At 62.7% G+C, this 22,169-nt stretch carries 20 protein-coding genes; 10 read left to right on the top strand and 10 right to left on the bottom strand.

From position 1 onward, the window contains the following. Nucleotides 1-143 precede the first annotated feature (143 nt). Complete coding sequence (locus C5L10_RS24175) at nt 144-1,310, bottom strand: cysteine desulfurase family protein (RefSeq protein WP_105431732.1); 1,167 nt, start codon at nt 1,308-1,310, stop codon at nt 144-146. A 242-nt stretch (nt 1,311-1,552) separates the two neighbouring features. Here C5L10_RS24175 and C5L10_RS24180 point away from each other — a divergent pair, with 242 nt between their 5' ends. Further along, on the top strand, nt 1,553-2,230 hold the full coding sequence (locus C5L10_RS24180) for an alpha/beta hydrolase (RefSeq protein ID WP_046611567.1): 678 nt from the start codon (nt 1,553-1,555) through the stop codon (nt 2,228-2,230). Between the two features lie 55 nt (nt 2,231-2,285). Here C5L10_RS24180 and C5L10_RS24185 read toward each other — a convergent pair whose 3' ends face one another. Continuing rightward, complete coding sequence (locus C5L10_RS24185) at nt 2,286-3,473, bottom strand: diguanylate cyclase (RefSeq protein WP_105431733.1); 1,188 nt, start codon at nt 3,471-3,473, stop codon at nt 2,286-2,288. 265 nt (nt 3,474-3,738) lie between these two features. On the opposite strand from C5L10_RS24185, the gene tyrS reads away from it, so the two are divergent. Beyond that, nucleotides 3,739-4,992 (top strand): tyrosine--tRNA ligase, encoded by a 1,254-nt coding sequence (gene tyrS, locus C5L10_RS24190; protein ID WP_105431734.1) that lies wholly within the window; start codon nt 3,739-3,741, stop codon nt 4,990-4,992. 73 nt (nt 4,993-5,065) lie between these two features. Here tyrS and C5L10_RS24195 read toward each other — a convergent pair whose 3' ends face one another. Beyond that, nucleotides 5,066-8,467, bottom strand: coding sequence for an AsmA-like C-terminal domain-containing protein (locus C5L10_RS24195; RefSeq protein ID WP_105431735.1), 3,402 nt, complete (start codon nt 8,465-8,467; stop codon nt 5,066-5,068). Between the two features lie 127 nt (nt 8,468-8,594). Here C5L10_RS24195 and bcp point away from each other — a divergent pair, with 127 nt between their 5' ends. From bcp to C5L10_RS24220, 5 genes are all read left to right on the top strand, one after another. After that, on the top strand, nt 8,595-9,062 hold the full coding sequence (gene bcp / locus C5L10_RS24200; RefSeq protein WP_105431736.1) for a thioredoxin-dependent thiol peroxidase: 468 nt from the start codon (nt 8,595-8,597) through the stop codon (nt 9,060-9,062). A gap of 14 nt (nt 9,063-9,076) precedes the next feature. Further along, nucleotides 9,077-9,904: a ferritin-like domain-containing protein gene (locus C5L10_RS24205; RefSeq protein WP_105431737.1), complete on the top strand. Its 828-nt coding sequence runs from the start codon at nt 9,077-9,079 to the stop codon at nt 9,902-9,904. Between the two features lie 93 nt (nt 9,905-9,997). Beyond that, nucleotides 9,998-11,311 (top strand): M23 family metallopeptidase, encoded by a 1,314-nt coding sequence (locus tag C5L10_RS24210; RefSeq protein WP_105431738.1) that lies wholly within the window; start codon nt 9,998-10,000, stop codon nt 11,309-11,311. A 210-nt stretch (nt 11,312-11,521) separates the two neighbouring features. Beyond that, complete coding sequence (locus tag C5L10_RS24215) at nt 11,522-13,075, top strand: DEAD/DEAH box helicase (RefSeq protein WP_046667114.1); 1,554 nt, start codon at nt 11,522-11,524, stop codon at nt 13,073-13,075. Nucleotides 13,076-13,082: 7 nt separating this feature from the next. After that, on the top strand, nt 13,083-13,496 hold the full coding sequence (locus C5L10_RS24220; RefSeq protein WP_105431739.1) for an NUDIX domain-containing protein: 414 nt from the start codon (nt 13,083-13,085) through the stop codon (nt 13,494-13,496). Between the two features lie 181 nt (nt 13,497-13,677). Here C5L10_RS24220 and C5L10_RS24225 read toward each other — a convergent pair whose 3' ends face one another. Genes C5L10_RS24225 through C5L10_RS24255 form a run of 7 tightly spaced genes read right to left on the bottom strand, consistent with a single transcriptional unit; the run spans nt 13,678 to nt 19,414 of the window. Next, nucleotides 13,678-14,004 (bottom strand): TfoX/Sxy family protein, encoded by a 327-nt coding sequence (locus C5L10_RS24225; RefSeq protein WP_105431740.1) that lies wholly within the window; start codon nt 14,002-14,004, stop codon nt 13,678-13,680. A gap of 4 nt (nt 14,005-14,008) precedes the next feature. Beyond that, nucleotides 14,009-15,643, bottom strand: coding sequence for an NTP transferase domain-containing protein (locus C5L10_RS24230; protein WP_105431741.1), 1,635 nt, complete (start codon nt 15,641-15,643; stop codon nt 14,009-14,011). Between the two features lie 4 nt (nt 15,644-15,647). After that, the gene (locus tag C5L10_RS24235; RefSeq protein WP_105431742.1) at nt 15,648-16,343 is read right to left on the bottom strand and encodes an XdhC family protein; all 696 of its coding nucleotides are present in this window, start codon (nt 16,341-16,343) and stop codon (nt 15,648-15,650) included. Beyond that, nucleotides 16,343-16,669, bottom strand: a complete 327-nt coding sequence (locus C5L10_RS24240) for an XdhC family protein (protein WP_105416125.1) — start codon at nt 16,667-16,669, stop codon at nt 16,343-16,345. The genes C5L10_RS24235 and C5L10_RS24240 overlap by 1 nt, the downstream gene beginning before the upstream one ends. Further along, nucleotides 16,666-17,931 carry a VWA domain-containing protein gene (locus C5L10_RS24245; protein ID WP_105431782.1) on the bottom strand — a complete coding sequence of 422 codons (1,266 nt, stop codon included), beginning with the start codon at nt 17,929-17,931 and terminating at the stop codon, nt 16,666-16,668. The genes C5L10_RS24240 and C5L10_RS24245 overlap by 4 nt, the downstream gene beginning before the upstream one ends. Before the next feature lie 28 nt (nt 17,932-17,959). Then, nucleotides 17,960-18,889 (bottom strand): MoxR family ATPase, encoded by a 930-nt coding sequence (locus tag C5L10_RS24250; RefSeq protein ID WP_105416129.1) that lies wholly within the window; start codon nt 18,887-18,889, stop codon nt 17,960-17,962. Nucleotides 18,890-18,913: 24 nt separating this feature from the next. Further along, nucleotides 18,914-19,414 (bottom strand): flavin reductase, encoded by a 501-nt coding sequence (locus C5L10_RS24255; RefSeq protein ID WP_105431783.1) that lies wholly within the window; start codon nt 19,412-19,414, stop codon nt 18,914-18,916. A gap of 173 nt (nt 19,415-19,587) precedes the next feature. On the opposite strand from C5L10_RS24255, the gene C5L10_RS24260 reads away from it, so the two are divergent. The 3 genes from C5L10_RS24260 to C5L10_RS24270 all read left to right on the top strand — a co-directional run bounded on the left by C5L10_RS24260 (nt 19,588) and on the right by C5L10_RS24270 (nt 22,146). Next, entirely contained in the window at nt 19,588-20,661 is a 1,074-nt protein-coding gene (locus tag C5L10_RS24260; RefSeq protein ID WP_105431743.1) for an ABC transporter substrate-binding protein, read from the top strand. A gap of 61 nt (nt 20,662-20,722) precedes the next feature. Further along, nucleotides 20,723-21,412 carry a ribulose-phosphate 3-epimerase gene (rpe, locus tag C5L10_RS24265; protein WP_105431744.1) on the top strand — a complete coding sequence of 230 codons (690 nt, stop codon included), beginning with the start codon at nt 20,723-20,725 and terminating at the stop codon, nt 21,410-21,412. Next, on the top strand, nt 21,409-22,146 hold the full coding sequence (locus C5L10_RS24270) for a DUF2259 domain-containing protein (protein WP_105431745.1): 738 nt from the start codon (nt 21,409-21,411) through the stop codon (nt 22,144-22,146). Before rpe ends, C5L10_RS24270 begins: the two co-directional genes overlap by 4 nt. Nucleotides 22,147-22,169: the final 23 nt, after the last annotated feature.

Genomic DNA, 22,169 nt, shown 5'->3' on the forward strand with positions numbered 1-22,169 from the left:
ACTCCAATTCTTGCCGGTTCAAATTCCGGCAATTCTTGTCATCAATCCGGGGGGGACAATTGCCTCCCTTATGTAGGCGCCAGAAGGCGGTTTTCACACCTTTTGGCAAGCGGAAATTTGCGCATGCGCAATTTTGAAAGCGGTCACGCCGCCTCGCCCGCCGGTTTTCGCCGGCCGGCAATCTTTGCGAGGGCGGCCAGCGCCCGCGCGATATCATCTTCCGTCGTGTCGACGCCGAGCGAAATCCGCAGAGCACCGAGCTTCGGATCGTGCCCCATTGCCGTCAGAACATGGCTTTCGCCAACCTTTCCGGCCGAGCAGGCGGAGCCGGCGGACAGCGCGATGCCTTCGAGATCGAAAGCGATCTGGCCGGTCTCCGACTTCAGCCCTGGCAAAGTGAAAAAGCAGGTATTCGCTACGCGCAGAACTCCCTCGCCATGAATAATCGCATCGGGCGCCGCCTGGCGCATTCCCGCTTCCAGGCGGTTGCGCAACTCTTCGATCGCGGCATTGCGGTCATGAAGGTTTTCGCGCACGGCCTGGGCCGCCGCGCCGAACCCGACCACGGCATGGAAATTCTCGGTGCCGGAGCGATGGCCCTTTTCCTGGCCGCCGCCGCGGATCAGCGGTTTCGGCATCAGCACCTCGCCGCGCGAGACGAGCGCGCCGACTCCCTTCGGACCGCCGATCTTGTGCGACGACAGGATCAGGAAATCCGCATCCAGGGCATTGATGTCCACCGGAATGCGGCCAACCGCCTGCACGGCGTCCACCACCATCAGGCCGCCATGGGCATGGGCGATCGCCGCCGCTTCCCGCACTGGCTGCATAATGCCGGTCTCGTTGTTCACCAGCATCACGGCGACCATCGGCATGCCGGTGCTGCCGTCGTGTTCGGCCAGCAGCGCCTCGAGCGCGGAAAGATCGACGATGCCAGCCGGCGTCACCGGCACTTCGGTCACCTGGGCCGGATCGAAGCGACCACCTTCGCGGATCGCCGGATGCTCGATCGCCGAAACATACACGCGTCCCACCGTCAAAGGCGCCCGGCCCATGCGGAAATCCGGGGTCAGGACGTGGTTGGCCGCTTCCGTCGCGCCGCTGACGAACGTCACATGTGCAGGCTCTGCACCGACCAGCGCCGCCACCTGCCGGCGCGCCTTGTCGATTGCCGCACGCGCCGCCCTGCCCTCGCCATGAACCGACGAGGCATTTCCCGGCAACTGCAGCGCATCCAGCATGGCGGCGCGGGCCGGCGCGCTCAACGGCGCGGTCGCGTTCCAGTCCAGATATGTGCGGTTCAGCGCCATTGCCTGATCGGCTTCCGTTTCTAGATAGATGTTGAATTACAGATGGGGCGGACGGGGACCCGCATTTTCCTTGAAATTTCCGTCGGCCTTGCCGTAAGAGACATCGCATCGGGCGCGCATCCAGCATGCAGCCCAAAGTTTCGAATGGTTCTAAACTGAGTTTTAGAAAAGCTGAGCGGCTTCGTCAAGTCCAACTCGACGTGATACTCGTCTAGAACCTGAACATATTGACCGGAGTACCGATGCCCGAAGTCATTTTCAACGGCCCAGCCGGCCGCCTTGAAGGTCGTTACCAGCCATCCAGGGAAAAGAGCGCCCCGATCGCCATCATCCTGCACCCGCATCCGCAGTTTGGCGGCACGATGAACAACCAGATCGTCTACCAGCTCTTTTACATGTTCCAGAAGCGCGGTTTTACGACACTGCGGTTCAATTTTCGCGGTATCGGTCGCAGCCAGGGCGAATTCGACCATGGCGCCGGCGAACTTTCGGATGCCGCCTCGGCGCTCGACTGGGTGCAGAGCCTGCATCCCGATTCGAAGAGCTGTTGGGTCGCCGGTTATTCCTTCGGCGCCTGGATCGGCATGCAACTTCTGATGCGCCGGCCGGAAATCGAAGGGTTCATGTCGATCGCGCCGCAGCCGAACACCTACGATTTCTCGTTCCTCGCCCCCTGCCCGTCATCCGGCCTGATCATCAACGGCGACAGCGACAAGGTCGCGCCCGAAAAGGACGTCAACGGGCTCGTCGAAAAGCTGAAGACGCAGAAGGGCATCCTGATCACGCACCGGATGGTCGAAGGCGCCAATCACTTCTTCAACGGTCAGGTGGACACGCTGATGGGCGAATGCGAGGATTATCTCGACCGTCGCCTCAACGGCGAACTGGTGCCGGAACCGGCGGCCAAGCGTATTCGCTGATCGCTTCCAGAACTGTTGGTAAAAACTACAGGAATGGCCGCCTCGGCGGCCATTTTCATTTGACGGCCTTGATCGATTTCGGCTGCGGGGAGCCGATATGCGGCGCCTGCCTGACGCGGTTGCGGCCGGAGCGCTTGGCTTCGTAGAGAGCGGCATCGGCGTCCCGCATCGCCCCTGCAAGATCGCCGCCCGGCGCAAGCTCCGCCACGCCGAAACTCGCGGTCACCGCGAAGGAGGGCGGAAGCCCGCTTACAGCTATCCCCATCGTCCCGCCCCTGAGCGCCTGCGCAGACAGTGTTGCCATGTCGAGCGTCGTACTCGGCAGGAAGATTGCGAATTCTTCGCCGCCGATACGGCCGACCACCGCATTTTTGGCAGCGCTTGTCTGCAACAGATCGCCGAAGGCCCGGATCACCAGGTCGCCACCGTGGTGGCCATAGGTGTCGTTGATCCGCTTGAAATGATCGAGATCGCAGATGATCACCGCATGCGCGGCCTTCGGCGCCAGCGCCATCGCGGCCTTGACGCCATTCTCGAAGCCGCGGCGATTGGCGAGACCCGAAAGCGCATCCTTTTCCGAATTGCTGCGCTCGTCCGCCATGATCTCCAGGACGAGAACCGACAGCAGCGTCAATCCGACCGCGACCATCAGCACGGCCGTCGAGCTCTGCGAGATCAGCGCGTAATTGGTGCCGATATAATCCTTGGCGGTCGTGCCCGCCCCCGCAATCACGGCAAGGCTCGCCTTGGCGAAGAAATGCAGGCCGGTCGCCAGCAGTAGATAACCAAGCGCCCGGTCGATCGCCAGGCGGCGGGTCGATGAAAAGACGGCCGCCGAACTCGAGAGGAGCACCAATGCAAACGGTGTCTGGTAGGAAAAGGCATGTGCGGCCGTTCCGCGCGGCAGGTCGTAGATCAGCAGGTCGAGGCCGATGCCCGCCGCAAGGAAACAGCCCGCCCAGATGGGTGCGACCTTGCGGCCGTAAAGAGAGCCGACACCGACCCTGAGCAAGGTCATGCCGCCAAGCACCGATGCGAAGGCGCAGATTGCCCAGAATTTCGTGAGATACGCATAGGCGACCAGCAATTCGCAGACTGACGAGAGCGAGGCGACGGTAAAAGCGGCGGCAAACCAGAGCGCAGCCGTCCGCGAGCGGCTGCGTGTGGAAACCACAACGAAAACCGCGCCGAAGCATATGGCGATGATAAAATTCACCGCGAGGAAAAAGGCAGCCCCGTTCATCAGCCCATCAGTGCAGGAGACCTGCACACCACCCGGTTACCGTGTCCGGGCCGGATGTTAAAAGCGTATGAAACAAGAAACCGTTAATGCATAAACTGCCTTTTCACACTCACTATTGCGTCTCGGGAACTGCACGGTCCCTTGCTGACCGCCGCCCATTCGTCGCGCTGATCACACCCAACATCACTTTTGAAGTGATTACCGGCAAAAACAGTGCTAGAGGCGCGGCCACATATCCAAAACCCCACCCTGCCAGAGTTAGATCATGTCCAGGTTCAAGTCCGATTTCCTCCGCACGCTCGACGAGCGCGGTTTCATCCACCAGGTCTCCGACGAAACCGGGCTCGACGAACTGTTTTCCAAGGAAATCGTCACCGGCTATATCGGCTTCGACCCGACGGCGCCAAGCCTGCACGCCGGCAGCCTGATCCAGATCATGATGCTGCACTGGATGCAGAAGACCGGCCACCGGCCGATCTCGCTGATGGGAGGCGGCACCGGCATGGTCGGCGACCCCTCGTTCAAGGACGAAGCCCGCCAGCTGATGACCATCGACACAATCGAGGGCAATATCGCTTCGATCAAGCGCGTCTTCTCGAACTATCTCGCCTATGGCGAAGGCCCGAAGGATGGGCTGATGATCAACAATGCCGACTGGCTGCGCAGCCTCAACTACCTCGAATTCCTGCGCGACGTCGGCCGGCACTTCTCGGTCAACCGGATGCTGTCGTTCGAGAGCGTCAAGACGCGCCTCGATCGCGAGCAGTCGCTGTCCTTCCTGGAATTCAACTACATGATCCTCCAGGCCTATGACTTCGTGGAACTGGCCAAGCGGACCGGCTGCCGGCTGCAGATGGGCGGCTCGGACCAGTGGGGTAATATCGTCAACGGTATCGACCTCGGTCACCGCATGGGGACGCAGCAGCTTTTCGCGCTGACTTCGCCGCTGCTGACGACGTCCTCCGGCGCCAAGATGGGCAAGTCGGCGACGGGCGCCATCTGGCTCAACCCGGACATGCTGTCGGCCTATGATTTCTGGCAGTACTGGCGCAACACCGAGGATGCCGACGTCCCGCGCTTCCTGAAGCTCTACACGACGCTGCCGATGGACGAGATCGCGCGGCTTTCTGCCCTCGGCGGCTCGGAGATCAACGAGGTCAAGAAGATCCTCGCAACCGAGATCACGGCCATCCTGCACGGTCGCCCAGCGGCGGAAGAAGCAGCGGAGACCGCCCGCAAGACGTTCGAGGAAGGCGGGCTTTCCGAAAACCTGCCGTCGGTCGAGGTTCCCGCTGCCGATCTCGAAACCGGAATCGGCCTCCTGTCGCTGATCGTGCGCGCCGGTCTTGCCGGTTCGAACGGGGAAGCACGCCGTCACGTCCAGGGCGGCGCGGTGCGCATCAACGACCAGGCCGTCAGCGACGAACGCATGACCATCGGCACCGGCGAAATTACCGGCGACGGCGTCATCAAGCTCTCGCTCGGCAAGAAGAAGCACATCCTGGTGCGCCCGGCCTGAACCGCTCTCCTCAGCAATGAATTGAAACGGGCCGGTTTCGCGGCCCTTTTTCATTGGAGTTCAAAGATCTGGTTCATTGGAATTCAAAGATCTGGCGGAAAATGCCGGGCGCGATCAGCGACAGCGGGTTGACGGTCAGCCTCGGCTTTTCGAACGGGCCTTCGAGCTTGAAGGTGATGCCGAGCAGGCCGCGGTCGCGGCCATTGCCGAGAATGGCACCGATCAGCGGCAGCTCGCCGAAAAGTCGGTTCAGGCCGTAAGCCGGCATGAACGTCCCGGTCATATCCATATTGCCCTTGGCGTCGCGTACCAGGCCCTGGAAGGTCGCACCGATCTGCTCGCCCCGCACCACGCCGTTTTCTATGGCGAACGAGCCATTGCGATAAAGCAGGCTTGCAAAACCGCGCTGGAATTTTGCCGAATTGACATCGATGTTCTTTTTGGTGGCCGTGTTGAGGCTGCGGCCTTCCTGGTCCGGCGTCGCCACGAGAGACTGGAGCTTGGTTTCGTTGACCAGCGCGAAATTGCGCAGATCGATGGCACCGGTCCAGGCATCGCCCTGCGCCTTCAGGCGCAGGTTCAGGAGCCCGCCGCGCATGTTGTCGTAGAGGTTCATGAAGCGGATGATAGCGCCCGCGTCGCCGCTGGTGATCGAGATCGTGTCGCCTGCATTCATCTCGCTGACGACCGCCTGCCCGCTTTCCGTCGAGCCGGAAAAATCGGCCGTCGAGATATTGCCGCCGCGGCTTGAAAACAGGAACGACACGTTCGAGAGGGTCTGGTCGTTGAAGCCGATCATGCGGTCGAGCTTGCCACGGACGGTGGCGTTGCTCGTATCGTCGTCACCTCGCTTGGCGCCGCTGCCGCTCTTTCCGCCTCCGCGGATCTTGGTGACGACAGGCCGCATATCGACGACGGAGCCGCTGATCGAGACGTCGAAATTGCCCTTGGTGCGTTTGACGCTCACCGCATAATTGTCGGACGGCGAGAGCTGCATATGCGAGAAGTCCGCCGACGTCAGGCTCCCGCCATTGAGCGCGAAGCTGCCGCGCGCACCAAAACCGTCGCCGGAGAGTTCGAAGTTGCGGATATCGGAACGCTCTCCCGTGTCAGACAGCTCGAATTGCGCCTTGGCCGGAATGCCGCCGCCCTTGGTCCAGCCGAGCCACGGGATCGAAAGCGTCGCCCGGCTGAGATCGAGCGAGACCGTCTGACGGGTTTCATCGATCCGCGTCAGCTGAGCCGTCACCGTCCCGTCAATGACGTCTGAGAGGCCGGGAGCGAGTTTTTCTCGCTGATCGTTGTTGAGAACGGTCTTGATGATCCGCTCGCGTTTTGTCGGAGAGGCCGGACCGACGGGTTCGACCAGCGTGATATCGGCCGGCACGTCATCGATCTTCCCTTTGGCACTGAGCCGTGCCGTCAGGTTGTCGATGTCGAGCGTGCCATCGAGATCGCCAATCTTGCGACCTGAAAAATGCGGGCCGAGATCGACGCCTTCGAGAGCGACATGGGCGTTCCAGGTGGGCTTCGGCGGGTTGTGCGCCAGGATCAGCCCCATATGGGCCTTGAGATCAACGCGCGCATGGCCGGTAAAATCCTCCGGCTTGAATTCGGTCCCCTTCAACGCATTGATCGGCCGGAAATTCGCAAGCTCGGTCATCGCGTCGGCAGGTCCCGCAATCTTGAGCGAAAGGTCCGCCATCAAAGGCTTGGCATAGGTGGACGGGATCGAGAACCGGCCGCCTTCGACGGCGACGAACCGACCGGACGGGAAGAAGGAGGACGCACGCGCGACATCGACCTGCATCACCTCGCCTTTCAAATCGAACCGGCCGTCGATATCGCGCAGCGGGGGCACGTCGCCTGGCAGGTTGATCCGGGCATCGGCGAGATCGAAGCCGATCTGCAGCTCGTTCTTGTCGAGCTCCATCGGAATGCCCGGCCCCTTCATCCGGCCGGCCGGAATGAAGACGGCGATCGAACCGTTGGTAATGGTGCCGCCGAACATATTGTCCATCACCCAGTCGCGCGGTTTCCGCGCCATCCAGAACGGCCAGAGCTGTTTGACCCCGGTTACTTCCATATGCGGCAGTTGCGCCCCGAAACTGATCTCGGGAGACTGGTTGCCGAACTGCACTTTCAAGGATCCAGCCATGCGGCCGAGGGGGCTGGAAACCGCCATTTCATCGAACTGAAGCTCGCGATCCGCCGACAGGTAACGCCCGTTCGCCTTGAGGTCGAAGCGCGCAGGCTGCTCGCTTGTCGTGGCGCCGACGGCCGTCGCCCCGCTGAACAGAACGTCGAGGCCGAAACCGGGACGCTTGTCGTCCGGATTGAGCCTGTCGAGATCGATCATCGCGCCCGTGAACGGCAGGATGGTCGGGCCGAAACGGGCCTCGGACTTCAGCAGCTCGATCGAGTTCTTCGAAAAGTCGTAGGCGACATTGATATTGGCGCCGCTCAAGGTCTGTTCAATGCCGTCGAAATAGAAATGGCCGGGCGATTGGCGAAGCGTCGCGGTGATAGCCGGCTTTACGGCCTCGCGTGAGCGAACCGCCGAGAGATCGAGATCGAGGGAGCCCTCGATCCCTTCGCGCGGCCGGCCGTCCTCGGTTCGCTGCAGCATGAAAGATGTCACCTCGAGGCCCGTCAGTTTGGCCGAGAGCGACGAGGTGACCCCTTCGACGGTCTTCGACGCTGCCACGAGAACCGCCTTGCGGCCGTTGAGGCTGATCGCACCGTTGATCTCGACCTCACCTTCGGCGCTGCGCGTCAGCTCGAGATCGTCGACGGCCAGCGCGATCGGCTTGCGTCCAGGTGCTGCCGGCAGCAGGATTTCGATGCCGGCGATGCTGACGGAGCCCGTCCCGGTTCGCTCGATGAGCGCGCGTGCTTCGTCGAGGCGCTGGAAAATTTCTTCCAGCAGCGCCGGCATGGCATCGATGCGGACTTCCGAGATCGGCAACGGATCGCCGGAGGGCAATTGCGCGGTGTCGAGACGGATATGTTCCGCCTCCATATGCTTGATCGACACCCGGCCGCCGAGAAGCGCCAGCGGATCGACAGCCATGCGCATGGCGCCGGCGCGGCTGAGATGTTGTCCGGTGGCCTGTTCGACGATATCGACGTCGCGTGCCTCCAGCGCAAGGCGCAACCTCGAATCAAACCGGATGGCCGTCGAGCCGACAGTGGCCACATAACGCGGACCGATGGCGTTGTTGATGGCGCTCTGGGCGCGCGACGAAAGCGTGCTGTCGACCATGCCGCCCTCGATCGCGAAAACGGCGCTGCCGATCGCAAGAAACACCAGCAGGAGGAAAAGCAGCACGGTCTTGCCGAATCGCCTGCCCCGCCGGCTTGGCAGCGGGCAGTGCACGATGATCGGATCTTCGACCTGCGCGGAAGGCAATTCATGCAGCGGAACGAGTTCTTTCCGGCTGAAACTGACCCTTTCTCCGCGAATTTCCGACATCAGGCTGAGGACTCGTCTTTCTGCAATGGTATTCGGACCGGGCGCGACTGCTCTGGACGTCGCTCGGGCGAATATATACCGATTGCGGCAAATATCACTCACGATACCGGCGAAAGAAAGGAAATCCATGGCCAACCTGACCATTGGCGACATCGCACCGGACTTCGAACTTCCACGCGACGGCGGCGGCATCGTTTCCCTCAAGGCTTTTTCGGGAAAACCGGTCGTCCTCTACTTCTATCCCAAGGACGACACCGAAGCCTGCACCAAGGAAGCGATCTCGTTTACGGGCCTTTTAGCCGATTTCGAAAAGGCCGGCGCGCCGGTCATCGGCGTATCGCCCGACAGCGTCAAGAAGCATGACAAGTTCGCCAAGAAACACGCGCTTTCGGTCATTCTCGCGGCCGACGAGGACACCTCCCTTGCCAATCTCTACGGCGTCTGGAAGGAGAAGAGCATGTATGGCCGCACCTATATGGGTGTGGAACGCACGACCTTCCTGATCGGTGCCGACGGGCGCATCGCCCGGATTTGGCCGAAGGTGAAGGTAAAAGGGCATGCCGAGGAGGTGCTTGAAAGCCTCAAGGCGCTGTAAGGCAGGAGACGTCGATGGCGGGCGAGTTTTCGATCACGTCGCTTCGGGGCGGCGCAACGGCGGCAATCCTGTCGGCCGATCTCGATATCAAGACGCGGATGGCGCAGGAGACCGCCACCCGCTGGTTCGAACGGCGGCTGTCGCTCCGCTCGCCGCTCGATCCGCCCCTGCCCGAGCGGCCCGGCCGGCCGGCAAAGCCCGAGCTGGTGCCGCCGAAGGCAGTTGGCAAACGTTCGCTGCACACCGTCAACGGCCGTATCGCGACGCTGCATGCGATCGCCCATATCGAGCTCAACGCCGTCGACCTGGCGCTCGACATCGTCGCTCGCTTTGCGACGGAGCCGGTGCCGAACTCCTTCTTCGACGGATGGATGCAGGTGGCTTTCGAGGAGGCTAAACATTTCCGCATGGTGCGGGCTCGGCTGAGCGACATGGGCGCCGACTATGGCGACATGCCCGCCCATGACGGCCTCTGGCAGGCCGCCCATTCCACCCGCAACGACCTCACCGCCCGCCTTGCCGTCGTGCCGCTCATTCTCGAAGCCCGCGGGCTCGACGTAACGCCATCGCTGCAGGCGAAGATGCGCGAGACCGGCGATCTCGAAAGTGCAGCTGTTCTCGACGTGATCTACAATGACGAAAAGGGCCATGTGGCGATCGGCGCGAAATGGTTCCGCTTCCTGTGCGCCCGCGAGCGCAAGGATCCGGCAGCGACGTTCCAGCAGCTGGTGCGGGCCAATTTCCGCGGATCGCTCAAGGCGCCATTCAACGATATCGCCCGGGCCGAGGCGGGCCTGACGCCGTCATTCTACAGGTCGCTGACCTCCACCAGCTACGCTTGAACGCCTCGAATTAAAGCGTTCGTTAACCATATCCATGTGTAATCCCACCAATGGGAACAGCGGCCGGACGAGTCGCATCTCCGGGAGATCCGCGTGGCGAAGGGAACCGAAAACCGGGTGTTTGGGAAGCGGGCGCCCCAGCACGTTCTCATTTTCGCCAGCGGTGAAAAGATCCGCCACATGACCATCCGGCCCTGGATGGCCGCCTTGACCTTCTGTTTTCTCGGCGTTTTCGCGATCGGCTATCTCGGTGCCACCTCCTATCTGGTAATCCGCGACGACCTGATCGGCGCGACCATGGCGCGGCAGGCTCGCATGCAGCACGATTACGAGGATCGGATCGCCGCGCTGCGCGCCCAGCTCGACCGCATCACCTCGCGGCAGCTTCTCGACCAGCAGGTGGTCGAGCAAAAAGTCGAAAAGCTGCTGGAACAGCAGAACGCCCTCTTTTCGCGCCACGGCAAACTTGGTTCTCTTCTGAACCGCGCCGAGGAGTCCGGCCTCACGACGCCGGAAACACCGGCGCCGACCGCGCTTCAGCCGCCGGGCAAGGAACGCCAGGCTTCGCTTTCCGGTGGCAGCGGCGGCGTCAAGGCGATCGAGAAACTCCTCTCCGGCGAAACTTCCGCCACGCCGCTCCAGACGTCGACCGCGCTTGGTTATGCGCCGCTCCGCGAAAACATCGCCGACAGGGCCGATCGGGTCTTCTCCAGAGTGACGCTGTCGCTGAAGAACATCGAGAAGGAACAGCTTGCGAAGATCGCCAACCTGACGACCGGCGCCTCGGAAACCGCAGATGCGATCGCTGCAATCCTGAAGCGGACCGGCGTCGAGGTGGCATCCGCAGACAATGTGACGGAAGATTCCACGAGCGGCGTTGGTGGCCCCTATGTCGCGCCGCAAACCCAGATCGGCGCCTTCGATGCCTCGCTCGACGAACTCGATGCCGCGCTGAGCCGGCTGGAAGCCGTGCGCGAGACGGCGCGAGACCTACCCTTCGGCAATCCCGCGCCCGGCCGTCCGGTCACCAGCCGCTACGGCAACCGCATCGATCCCTTCCTCGGCCGGCTTGCGCTGCATGCGGGCATCGATTTTCAGGCCTCGACCGGCGACGACGTGAAAAGCACCGGCGCCGGCAAGGTGGTTTCGGCGGGCTTTGCCAGCGGTTATGGCAACATGGTCGAGATCGACCATGGCCAGGGCATCACCACGCGTTACGGCCATATGTCGAAAATCCTGGTGAAGGAAGGTGACGAAGTGGCTGCCGCGGACGTGATCGGCAAGGCAGGCTCGACCGGCCGCTCCACCGGCCCGCACGTCCACTACGAGGTCCGCCGCGACGGCAATCCCATCGATCCCGTGCACTTCCTCAATGCCGGCATGAAGCTCACCACCTACCTCAATTGAGGTAAGCTGTCGGCCAAAAGGCAATCCTTTGCCGGCGGAACGATAGCCGGCTTGCCCCGCGAGCATCTTCATTCACCAATCCGGCGGCCAATCGCCTTGCTTTCCTTGACTTTTGGACATTTTGGTCCTATGTCGCGGGCCAGTTGTCGAGCAGCCATGCATCGACTCCCATAGTGTTCGTACAGAACCGGAACGGAAACAGAATTCCCTTTGACCACATTTGCTGATCTTGGCCTGAGCCAGAAAGTCCTCTCCGCTGTCACAGACGCGGGTTATACGATCCCCACGCCGATCCAGGAAGGGGCAATCCCGCATGCGCTGCAGCGCCGCGATATCTGCGGCATCGCACAGACAGGCACGGGCAAGACGGCATCCTTCGTTCTCCCGATGCTGACGCTTCTGGAAAAGGGCCGCGCCCGCGCCCGCATGCCGCGTACGCTGATCCTCGAGCCGACCCGCGAACTCGCCGCACAGGTCGCCGAAAATTTTGAAAAATACGGCAAGAACCACAAGCTCAACGTCGCGCTTTTGATCGGCGGCGTGTCCTTCGACGACCAGGACCGCAAGCTGGAACGCGGCGCCGACGTGCTGATCTGCACGCCCGGCCGCTTGCTCGACCATTGCGAGCGCGGCAAGCTGCTGATGACCGGCGTCGAAATCCTCGTCATCGACGAAGCCGACCGCATGCTCGACATGGGTTTCATCCCGGATATCGAGCGGATCGCTAAGATGATCCCCTTCACCCGGCAGACACTGTTCTTCTCGGCCACCATGCCGCCGGAGATCCAGAAGCTCGCCGACCGCTTCCTGCAGAACCCGGAGCGGATCGAAGTCGCCAAGCCCTCGTCGACCGCCAAGACGGTGACGCAGCGCCTCGTCGCTTCGCACAACAAGGATTATGAGAAGCGCGCCGTGCTGCGCGATCTCATCAAGGCCCAGGACGATCTGAAGAACGCAATCATCTTCTGCAATCGTAAGGTCGACGTCGCCGATCTTTTCCGTTCGCTCGAGCGGCATGGCTTCTCGGTCGGCGCGCTGCATGGCGACATGGACCAGCGTTCGCGCACGACGATGCTGCAGAGCTTCCGTGACGGCAATATCCAGCTGCTGGTCGCTTCCGACGTTGCCGCACGCGGCCTCGATCTTCCGGATGTCGGCCACGTCTTCAACTTCGACGTACCGATCCATGCGGAGGACTATGTCCACCGCATCGGCCGGACGGGCCGCGCCGGTCGTTCGGGCCGCGCGTTTACCCTCGTCACCCGCTCCGACACCAAATATCTCGACGCCATCGAGAAGCTCATCAACGAGAAGATCGAATGGCTGAACGGCGACATCTCCGCCCTTCCGGCACCGATGGAAAGCCATGAGAGCGAACGTGGTGGTCGCAAGGGCCGGGATCGTGATAAGGAGCGCGGCCGCGGCAGACGAAGCGATTCGGGACGTGCTGATTCCGGGCGCGGGGATTCGAGTCACAAGGCTGACACGAAGACCCAAGATAATCAGATTGAAGCAGTCGAAGAGGCATTTGTGGAAGCTAGGGTGGAAACCGTGAAACCGGAACGCAAGGCAGACAGGAAACCGCAGAGCAATGGCGGCAACCGCAACTCGCGGCCGACACCTGCCCCGGCACCCGCAAACGACGACAATCGCGAGCGTCGCCAGCGTTACCACCGCGATCACGACGACGGCCCTACCCCGATCGGCTTCGGCGACGATATTCCGGCTTTCATGCTGATCGTCGCAAACGGCGGCAAGGCTTAACACTTCCGTGTTCACGCCCGGCGTTGATTTCCCTGGCGTCGGTGCCGGGCTGGTGATTCTGCGCGACGACGGCAAGGTTCTACTTTGCCGTCGCCTCAAGGCGCCGGAAGCGGGCTTCTGGAATATTGTTGGCGGCAAGGTCGATCCGATGGAACCTTCCTCGGAAGCCGCCCGCCGCGAGGCGGAGGAAGAAACTGGCCTCAGCATCGGCAAGGTCGATTTTCTCTGCGTGGCCGAAGAGATCATCGAAGCCGACCGGCAGCACTGGGTCTCGCTGATCTACGTCACCAAGGATTTCACCGGTGAGCCTTCACTCACCGAGCCCGACAAGCTGTCGGATATCGGCTGGTTCGACCCTCACAACCCGCCTCTGCCGCTTTCGGCCTTTTCCGCCAGGGCCTTCGCACATCTTCCAAAATGAACTCAAGCAAAAGCCGCTCCGGAAAACCGAAGCGGCCGACTTGATGAAATCATTTTGACAGAATTTCCGGACGCGACCCTGGCCGAGAGATTCGGCAGCCCACGCCCCTCAATACGAGGCGAACCTATGCGCTTCACATTCTGTCCGGCAAGATGCGAAATCTAGCACTCGAGGATCAGGCTCAGGATTTCGAGTTGGCGCGCACGGCCGCGTCGAATGCGAGCCGCACCCATTTGCGCATCTCGTCGGGGTCGTCGAAGGCGTCTTCCGGCACCGACCAATAGGGCATCAGCACCGGCTTTCCCTTCTTTCCCTCATAGAACCATTGCCTGGCGCCAGCCGCTTCGAATTCCGGCGCACTGACGGCATCCACCTTCAGCATGATCTCGCCGCGCAGATCGATCGCAACGATCAAACCATCGTAATAGATGCCCTTGCCGCCGAACATGCGGCGGATCGAGACCGGGCCGAGCCCCTCAAACATTTCCTCGATGTCGGAATTGTCCATTCGCCTACCTTTTCAAAATCCCGCCGGCGGCCGTCACCGCCTCCGGCGTATCGACGTCCAGATGCGCGGCGGGACCTATATCGACGTCGATCACCGAAAGTCCGGAGTTTTCGATGAGCGCGCGGGCACCGACATCGCCTTCCAGCCTCAACACGGCATCGAAAGCGATCCGCGGGAGAATAATCGGGTTGCCGCGTTTTCCGTCCGAGACCGAACGGACCACGACCCCGCCGCCGGCCTGCCGAAAGGCGGCGATCAGCATGTTCAGATGCTCCGTCGTGACGCCCGGCATGTCGGCCAGCATGACCAGGATGCCGTCCTTCTGGGCCAGTTCCGGACTGGAGAAACCGGCAACCAGCGAACTTGCCATGCCGGAGGCGTAGTCCGGATTGAAGTGAGAGCTGATATCGAGGCCGGCCAGCACCGTCTCGATCTCGTCGCGTCGATGACCGGTTACGGCGATGACAGGCGAGGCCTGCGAGGCCAGCAGGATACCGGCGGTGCGGCGGACAAGCGGAATGCCGTCGAACTCGGCGAGCAGTTTGTGCGGCCCGTCCTTGCCCATGCGCCGCGCCTGGCCGGCGGCAAGCATCAGGGCACCGACAGACAATGTCGCCGCCTTTTCCGCCGTGGCATCGCGCGGGCGCGGGCGGGTCGGGATCTCCATCAACAGGCCGCCGACGCCCATGCCGGTGATATCGAAGGAGGTCGGCGTCTCGCCGGCCATCAGCCGGTTCAACACCCAGTCGAAACCGTTTTCCTTCGGGGAGCGCGCGCAGCCCGGCGCACCCAGCACCGGGACCTTGCCGATCCGCCCGAGAACCAGCAGATTGCCGGGGTCGACGGGCATGCCGACCTGATCCACCTCACCGCCCGCGCGGCGGATGGCGGCCGGAATGACGTCGTCGGGATCGGCCACAGCCGAGGCGCCGAAGACGATAATCATAGCCGGCTCATTAATTTCCTCCAGCCGAAGCCGCTGAAGAACCTCGGTAAGGCGTTCGGCGGAATGGGGAATGCGGATCTCTTTTATTAGCCGACTACCGGATGGCGCGAGCCTCTGCTCCAGCAGCTTCGCGGTCCGATCCATGACCGACACTTTCAGCGAAGGAAGCTCGGTCGCGACCAGGGTCACCGCGCGGGGACTGAAGGCTTTTACCTCGAAGGCGACCGACTCTGCCAGCAGCGCCACGGCTTCCGTGACTTTCGCACCGCCGACGGCAAGCGGAATGATCTTCACCGTCGCCACCATGTCGCCGGCGCGCACCGCCACATGGTCGGCAAGACAGGCAAGCGTGATCGCCGGATCGATGCGGTTCAGCGCATCGACTATCCTCTTGTCGGCGACAAAAAGCCCATCCACCCTGGCATAGATGTTGACGCGGCCGGTCGTCGCCTCCGAGAAACGCAGATTGTCCGGCGCGATCGCATCGGCGACCGCCTGGGCCGCGTCGTCCTCCAGCATGTCACCGGGATCGAGCCGGACCGCTACGACGGATGCGACGCCTTCTTCCGAAAGTCTGGCGATATCCTCTCGCGAGAGAAGTTGTCCCTTCGACATGCGGCCGGCGGCCAGTCTGATACTGTGCGCCAGCACCACGCCTTCAGCTTCGCCGAGTTCGAACGTCCCGTATCTCATGACGTCACCCCGCGGTGACGAGATCGCGCCGGCGGAACGCCTGGACGATCTGGGCCAGCGTGGCGAGCGCGATCTCGGCAGGGCTCGCGGCCCCGATGTCGAGGCCGATCGGAGCGGCTATACGGCCGATCTCGTTGTCGGTGCGGCCCATTTCCTTCAGCCGCTCCACACGCTTCGCATGGGTTTTCCGGCTGCCGAGCGCGCCGACGTAAAAGCACCCGACCCGCAGCGCTTCCGACAGCGGGAAATCGTCGATCTTCGGATCATGGGTAACGGCCGCCAGTGCCGTATAGGCGTCGAGCGGGCGAGCCTTCAACACGTCTTCCGGCCAGTCGGCGATCAGCTCGACACCCTCGAAACGCTCCTCGGTCGCAAAAGCCGTGCGCGGATCGATGATCGTCAGGTCATATCCGGCGACCGGGGCCAGTCGTGCCAACGCCTGGCTGATATGCACTGCGCCGATCACCACGATGCGCGGCGGCGGCAGATGCACGTTAAGGAACAGCGACCGGCCTTCGACCTCGACAGTCCCCGCCTTGCCGCTGCGAAACGTCTTGGCGATCTCCTCGTCGAGCGGACCGGAGGCGGCCTCGCCCTCAAGGACGACCCGCGTGTCATCGCTGGCAAGATCGGTGACGACCACGGCAGCCCTGCGGGAGCGCCTTGCGGCGTTGAGTTTCGTTAGTACCTCGAGCTGCATCAGCCGAGCCTTTCCACATAGACGCGGATCCGGCCGCCGCAGGACAGGCCGACCCGCCACGCGGTCTCGTCGGCAACGCCGAATTCCAGCATTTTTGGCGCGCCGCTCTCGATGACGTCGATCGCCTCCGTGATGACAGCGCCTTCGACGCAGCCGCCAGACACGGAGCCTTCGAAATTGCCCTCGCCGTCGATGACGAGATGGCTGCCTGTCGGGCGTGGCGCCGAGCCCCAGGTCTCGATCACCGTTGCAATCGCCACGTTGCGGCCGGCCTGCTTCCAGCTCTCGGCGGTCAGCAAGGGGTCCAGAATTTCGGAAACAGTCATGCGACCCTCCTCATGTCCAAATAGCGCCGCGGGTCCGCGGCCTTTGTATGATCATCCGACAATGCAATCGCCAAATCGGCAAGCGAGCGCAGGTTATGGACGGCGCGAAACTCGTCCACATGCGGCAGCATGGCGCGTACGCCGCGCGCCCGGGCCTCGAAACCATCGAAGCGCAACAGCGGGTTCAACCAGATCAGACGGCGGCAGGAACGGTGCAGCCGGTCCATTTCCCGTGCCAGTTCCTCGACGCCTTCCCGCTCCAGGCCGTCGGTGATCAACAGCACGACGGCGCCCTGCCCCAGCACGCGGCGGGACCAGAGCCGGTTGAATTCGGCAAACGTGGCGCCGATCCGCGTTCCGCCGGACCAGTCGCGCACCGCATCCGTGCAGCCCGACAACGCTTCGTCCGGATCTCGGCGGCGCATCTGGCGGGTGACGTTGGTCAGCCGAGTGCCGAACAGGAAGGTATGTACGCGGGTGCGCTTTTCCGTCAGCGCATGCAGGAAATGCAGGAAGATGCGGGTGTACTGGCTCATCGAGCCGGAAATATCGGCGAGCACGACCAGCGGCGGCGGGGCAGTCTTTCGCTCGCGGAACCGCGGCAAAATGAGATCGCCGCCGCTCTTCATTGCCTGGCGCATGGTGGCGCGCGGGTCGATCCTCGGCGGGCGGCTGGACGGCCGGAACCGACGCGTCGCCACCTTGTCCAGGGGCAGAGCGAGCTTGACCATCTGGCGCCGGGCTTCGGCCAGTTCGGCCGCGCTCATCTGGGCGAAATCCATACGCTTGAGGATTTCGCCGGCAGAGGTCGTGAAGCGGGAGTCGACCTCGATCTCCGGCGGTTTCTTGCGGTTAGGGGTCTCCGGCTGGTCGGCGGTCAGCGCCTCGCTGACGCGGGTGGCGCCGGCCTTCTGCTTTTCCCTCTCGCGATTGTCGGCAGCCTTGGGCGACATCATCGCGATCATCTTGCCGACCAGATCGCGCGAACGCCAGAACAGGCGAAAGGCCTCGTCGAAGACCGGCTGGTCCTCGTGGCGCTTGACGAAAACGGCCGACAGCGCCGCGTGGAATTCCTCGCGCGAACCGATGCCGATCGCATCGACTGCGGCAATCGCGTCGCCAGCAGCGGCAGGCCCGGTCTTCAGCCCGGCACGGCGCAATACGCGTGAAAAATAGACGAGATTGTCGGCGAGCCGGCCATCGTCGGCAGACCTCGCCAGACCGAACCCTCCAGCGCCGGCCGGAACCGGGGGCGCAATCATTCCGTCGTCGTTCAAGCCTGCCATGGCCCTACCCTGCTGCCAGAAGTTCGGCCTTCACTTCGGAAAGCACCCGCTCGCCCTCGCCGCCTTTGATGCGGGCGATGTCGTCCTGATATTTCAAGAGCGTTCCGAGCGTATCGGCGATCGTTTCCGGATCGAGCGCGATCCGGTCGAGCTCGGTCAGCGCCGTCGCCCAGTCGATGGTTTCGGCAACGCCGGGGTTCTTGAAGAGATCGACTGTCCGCAGCCTCTGCACATAGGCAACCACCTGCCGCGACAGGGTTTCGGAGCATTGCGGCACCTTACGGCGGATGATCTCCAGTTCCTGTGCCGCATCCGGATAATCGACCCAGTGATACAGGCAGCGCCGCTTCAGCGCGTCGTGGATTTCGCGGGTGCGGTTGGTGGTGATGATGACGATCGGCGGCTCCTCGGCCTTGATCGTCCCAAGTTCCGGGATCGTCACCTGGAAGTCCGAAAGCACTTCCAGCAGGAACGCTTCGAAGGCCTCGTCCGTGCGGTCGAGCTCGTCGATCAGGAAGACCGGCGCCGGACCACCCGGCTGGCCGAGCGCCTGCAGCACCGGCCGGCGGATCAGGTGACGTTCGGAAAACAGATCCGCCTCGATGCGGGTGCGATCCTTGACGCCGGATGCTTCCGAAAGCCGGATGTCCAGCATCTGGGCCGGATAATTCCATTCGTAGACCGCCGAGGAGATATCGAGGCCCTCGTAACACTGCAGCCGGATCAGCGGCCGGTTCAAGGCCTTGGCCAGCGTCTTGGCAATCTCGGTCTTGCCGACGCCCGCTTCGCCCTCGAGGAAGAGCGGGCGCTTCATCTTCAGCGCCAGGAAGATCACCGTGCCGAGCGAACGTCCGGCAAGATAATCCTCGGCGCCCAAAAGCGCGATCGTCTCGTCGATCGAGGTCGGCAGAGCGCTCGTTTTCCCTTCAGGCATAATCACACCCTTTCAAACGGCATCCTATAAGCTACGAAAGCCGCGATCCAGATAGATGAGCGAGGGGTTCGCCTCGCCGAAATGCATGGCCTTCACTTCGCCGAACATGACGAAATGGGTCGAAACCCGTTTCATGTCGGTCAGCCTGCAATCGAAGCTGACGACGGCATCGGCCAGCACCGGAGCACCGGTCACCAGCGTCTTCCAATCTCCGAGTGCGAACCGCTCGTCGGCGGGAACGCCGCTCAGGCCCGCAAACCCCGTCGCCAGCGCCTGATGATGCGCCGCCAGCGAATTCAAAGCAAAGATGCCGCTCCTCTCGAAGATGGCATTGCTCGCGTTGCTGCCGTTCAGGCAGACGAGCACGGTCGGCGGATTGTCCGAGACTGAGCAGGCTGCTGTCACCGTCACGCCGCGCCGCACGCCTTCGAATTCCGTCGTCACAACCTGGACGTGGCCAGCGTATCGTGCCATGCCGTTCCGGTAGTGGACAGGATCGAGGAAAGGCTGGTCCGTCAAAGGCATCTCGTGAAAGGCATCGGGGACTGCTGTCAGTCCCGCATTACTCTTCGAGATATGGTGGCAAAAACCCTTGATGTCCACCGGAGTTACGGCTTTTTACTTCGACAAGCCGATTCTCTTTGACGGCTGCGATCAGAAAGCTAAATGTCGCTTCAAGAAAGAATCCCAGGAAAAACATGACAGCACGACGTTTCATCATCGCCGGACTGCTGGCTTCGTTTCTCGGATGCGGATCGGCACCGGCGGCAGTGATCGGGGTGGTCGCGCCGCGCTCCGGCCCATACGCACCGCTCGGCACTCAGGTCTTTCAGGGCGCACGCGCCGCAGCGGAGGCGGGCGGCGACACCGTCGTCGAGATCGATGAGAGCTGCGATGAAAACGGCGGTGCTGCCGCCGCCAAGGGCCTCGCCAGCGCGAAAGTTTCCGCCGCTGTCGGTTTCCTCTGCGTCGAGACGCTCTCCACCGCATTGCCGCTGCTGAAGGCCGCGCAGATCCCGGCCATTACCGTCTCAGTCCGCTCGAAGATCCTGATGGAAGACACGCTGCGCAATGGCTGGCCGTTCTTCCGCATGGCGCCAGCCGAAGGCGACGAGGCGGAGAAACTGTCCGAAACCATTCTCAGCATCTGGAAGGCGGAGCCGATCGCGCTGGTCGAGGACGGCACGATCTACGGCCGCGAGCTCGCCAGCGCCATCCGTCAGCGCCTCGAACCGATGGGCATCACGCCGATCTTCACCGACACGTTCCGGCCTGGTCAGGAGCAGCAGGTGGCGCTGGTGCGCCGTCTCGCCAAGGCGGGGGCAAGCCATGTGTTCGTCGGCGGCGACCGAAACGACATGGCGATCATCGCCCGCGACGGCGCTTCGGAAAACTTTCCCCTCACCTTGCTCGGCGGCGATAACTTGCGTGCGGCAAACCGTCCGGTGCCCCTGCGCGAGGGCGTCGTGGCCGTCGCCCTCCCGGACTATGCCACCCTGCCCTCCGCGGCAGCGGCCGTCGCAGCCCTGCGCGCGAAAAATATCGACGCGGACGGTTATCTGCTGCCGACCTATGCCGCGACCGAACTTGTTCACCAGGCGGTGACCGCGGCGGCAGGCCAGCCCCTGGCACAGACGATCGGCAGCCGCTCCTTCAACACCGTGATCGGCCCGATCGCCTTCGATCGCGGGCATGAACTGAGGGACAATCCGTTCCGCCTGCTCGAATGGCGTGGATCCACGTTCATCCTCTCGCGTCCGGCGACAGACTGACGATTGTTCCGCCCGCGCCGCAATGTTAGAGGGACCGTCGACAACCGGAGACTTTCGACCCATGACGCTCGCCACCGCCCTGCCGATCCGCATCGCCCCCTCCATTCTCGCGGCCGATTTTTCAAAGCTCGGCCAGGAAGTGCGCGATGCCGTCGAGGCGGGAGCCGAATGGGTCCATCTCGACGTGATGGACGGGCATTTCGTGCCGAACATCTCGTTCGGTCCTGACGTCATCAAGTCGCTGCGACCTTACACTACCGCGTTTTTCGATTGCCACCTGATGATCTCACCCGCCGATCCCTACCTCGAAGCCTTTGCCAAGGCCGGATGCGACGGCATCACTGTCCATGCTGAAGCCGGGCCGCACCTGCACCGCTCGCTTCAGACGATCCGCTCGCTCGGCAAGAAGGTCGGCGTCACGCTCAACCCGGCGACCCCCCTCTCGGCGATCGAGAACGTTCTGGACGACATCGACCTGATCCTGGTCATGAGCGTCAACCCGGGCTTCGGGGGCCAGAAGTTCATTCCCGCGATGACCGACAAGATCCGCGCTGCCAAGGCGATGATCGGCAGCCGGCCGATCGAGCTGGAAGTCGATGGCGGCATTACCGCCGATACGATCGGCGCGGCAACCGCTGCGGGCGCCAATGTCTTCGTTGCCGGATCTGCGGTTTACAAAGGCGAAGGAATCGCGGCCTATCGTGAGAACATCGCGCGGCTGAAAGCTGCGGCGGAGGACGGACGCAGATGATATCAGCCTTGCGATCTTCGGTTCCGGCACTTGCGGCGATGTTGTTCGCCGGTTCCACATCCGCGGCCGATATCGCAAGCGTCCGCCCGATCGGCTTTTCCTCCGACGGCGCCGTTTTCGCCTTCGAGGAATACGGCATCCAGGACGGATCCGGCTTTCCCTATGCCAATATCTACGCGCTCGACCTCGCCAAGGATACCTACCTGCCGGGAACGCCGTACCGGGTCCGGCTGGAACAGGATGGAGCGACGATCGCCAAGGCCCGCTGGCAGGTGCACAATGACGCGGATGTGATGATCGAAACCCACGAGCTTGCCAATCATCCAGGTGAACTCGTCGCTTTCAACCCGATCACCGAGATCGGCAACGACCCCCATCAGCTGCGCTATCGCAGCGTTCCGGCCGTACCGCCGGTCGGAGAAGCCAATACGCTTGTCCTCGACGAAGTCCCGCAACCGCTCGGGCCGCAATGTGAAGGCATAGTCGAAAAGACGGTCTCCTTGCGCCTTCGCTTTACGGAGCGGAACGGGAAGCCCGTCAACGACGTGGTTCACGAAGACCAGCGCATTCCGGCTTCGCGCGGCTGCGTCACCGGTTACCGGCTGGCTGGCGTCGTCAGCGGCTCGTCGCTCGAAGGCGCTCCGGTGGAAGTCGCGTTGATCATGGTCCTCAGCGCCGGTTTCGAGGGCCAGAACGGCCGCTGGATCGCCGTTCCGGTCAAGACAGCGCCCTAATCCCTGTTTGATTGCCTCAAAAA

Origin of the sequence: Neorhizobium sp. T6_25 (assembly GCF_002968555.1) — a bacterium.
In the GTDB taxonomy this organism is placed as follows: domain Bacteria; phylum Pseudomonadota; class Alphaproteobacteria; order Rhizobiales; family Rhizobiaceae; genus Neorhizobium.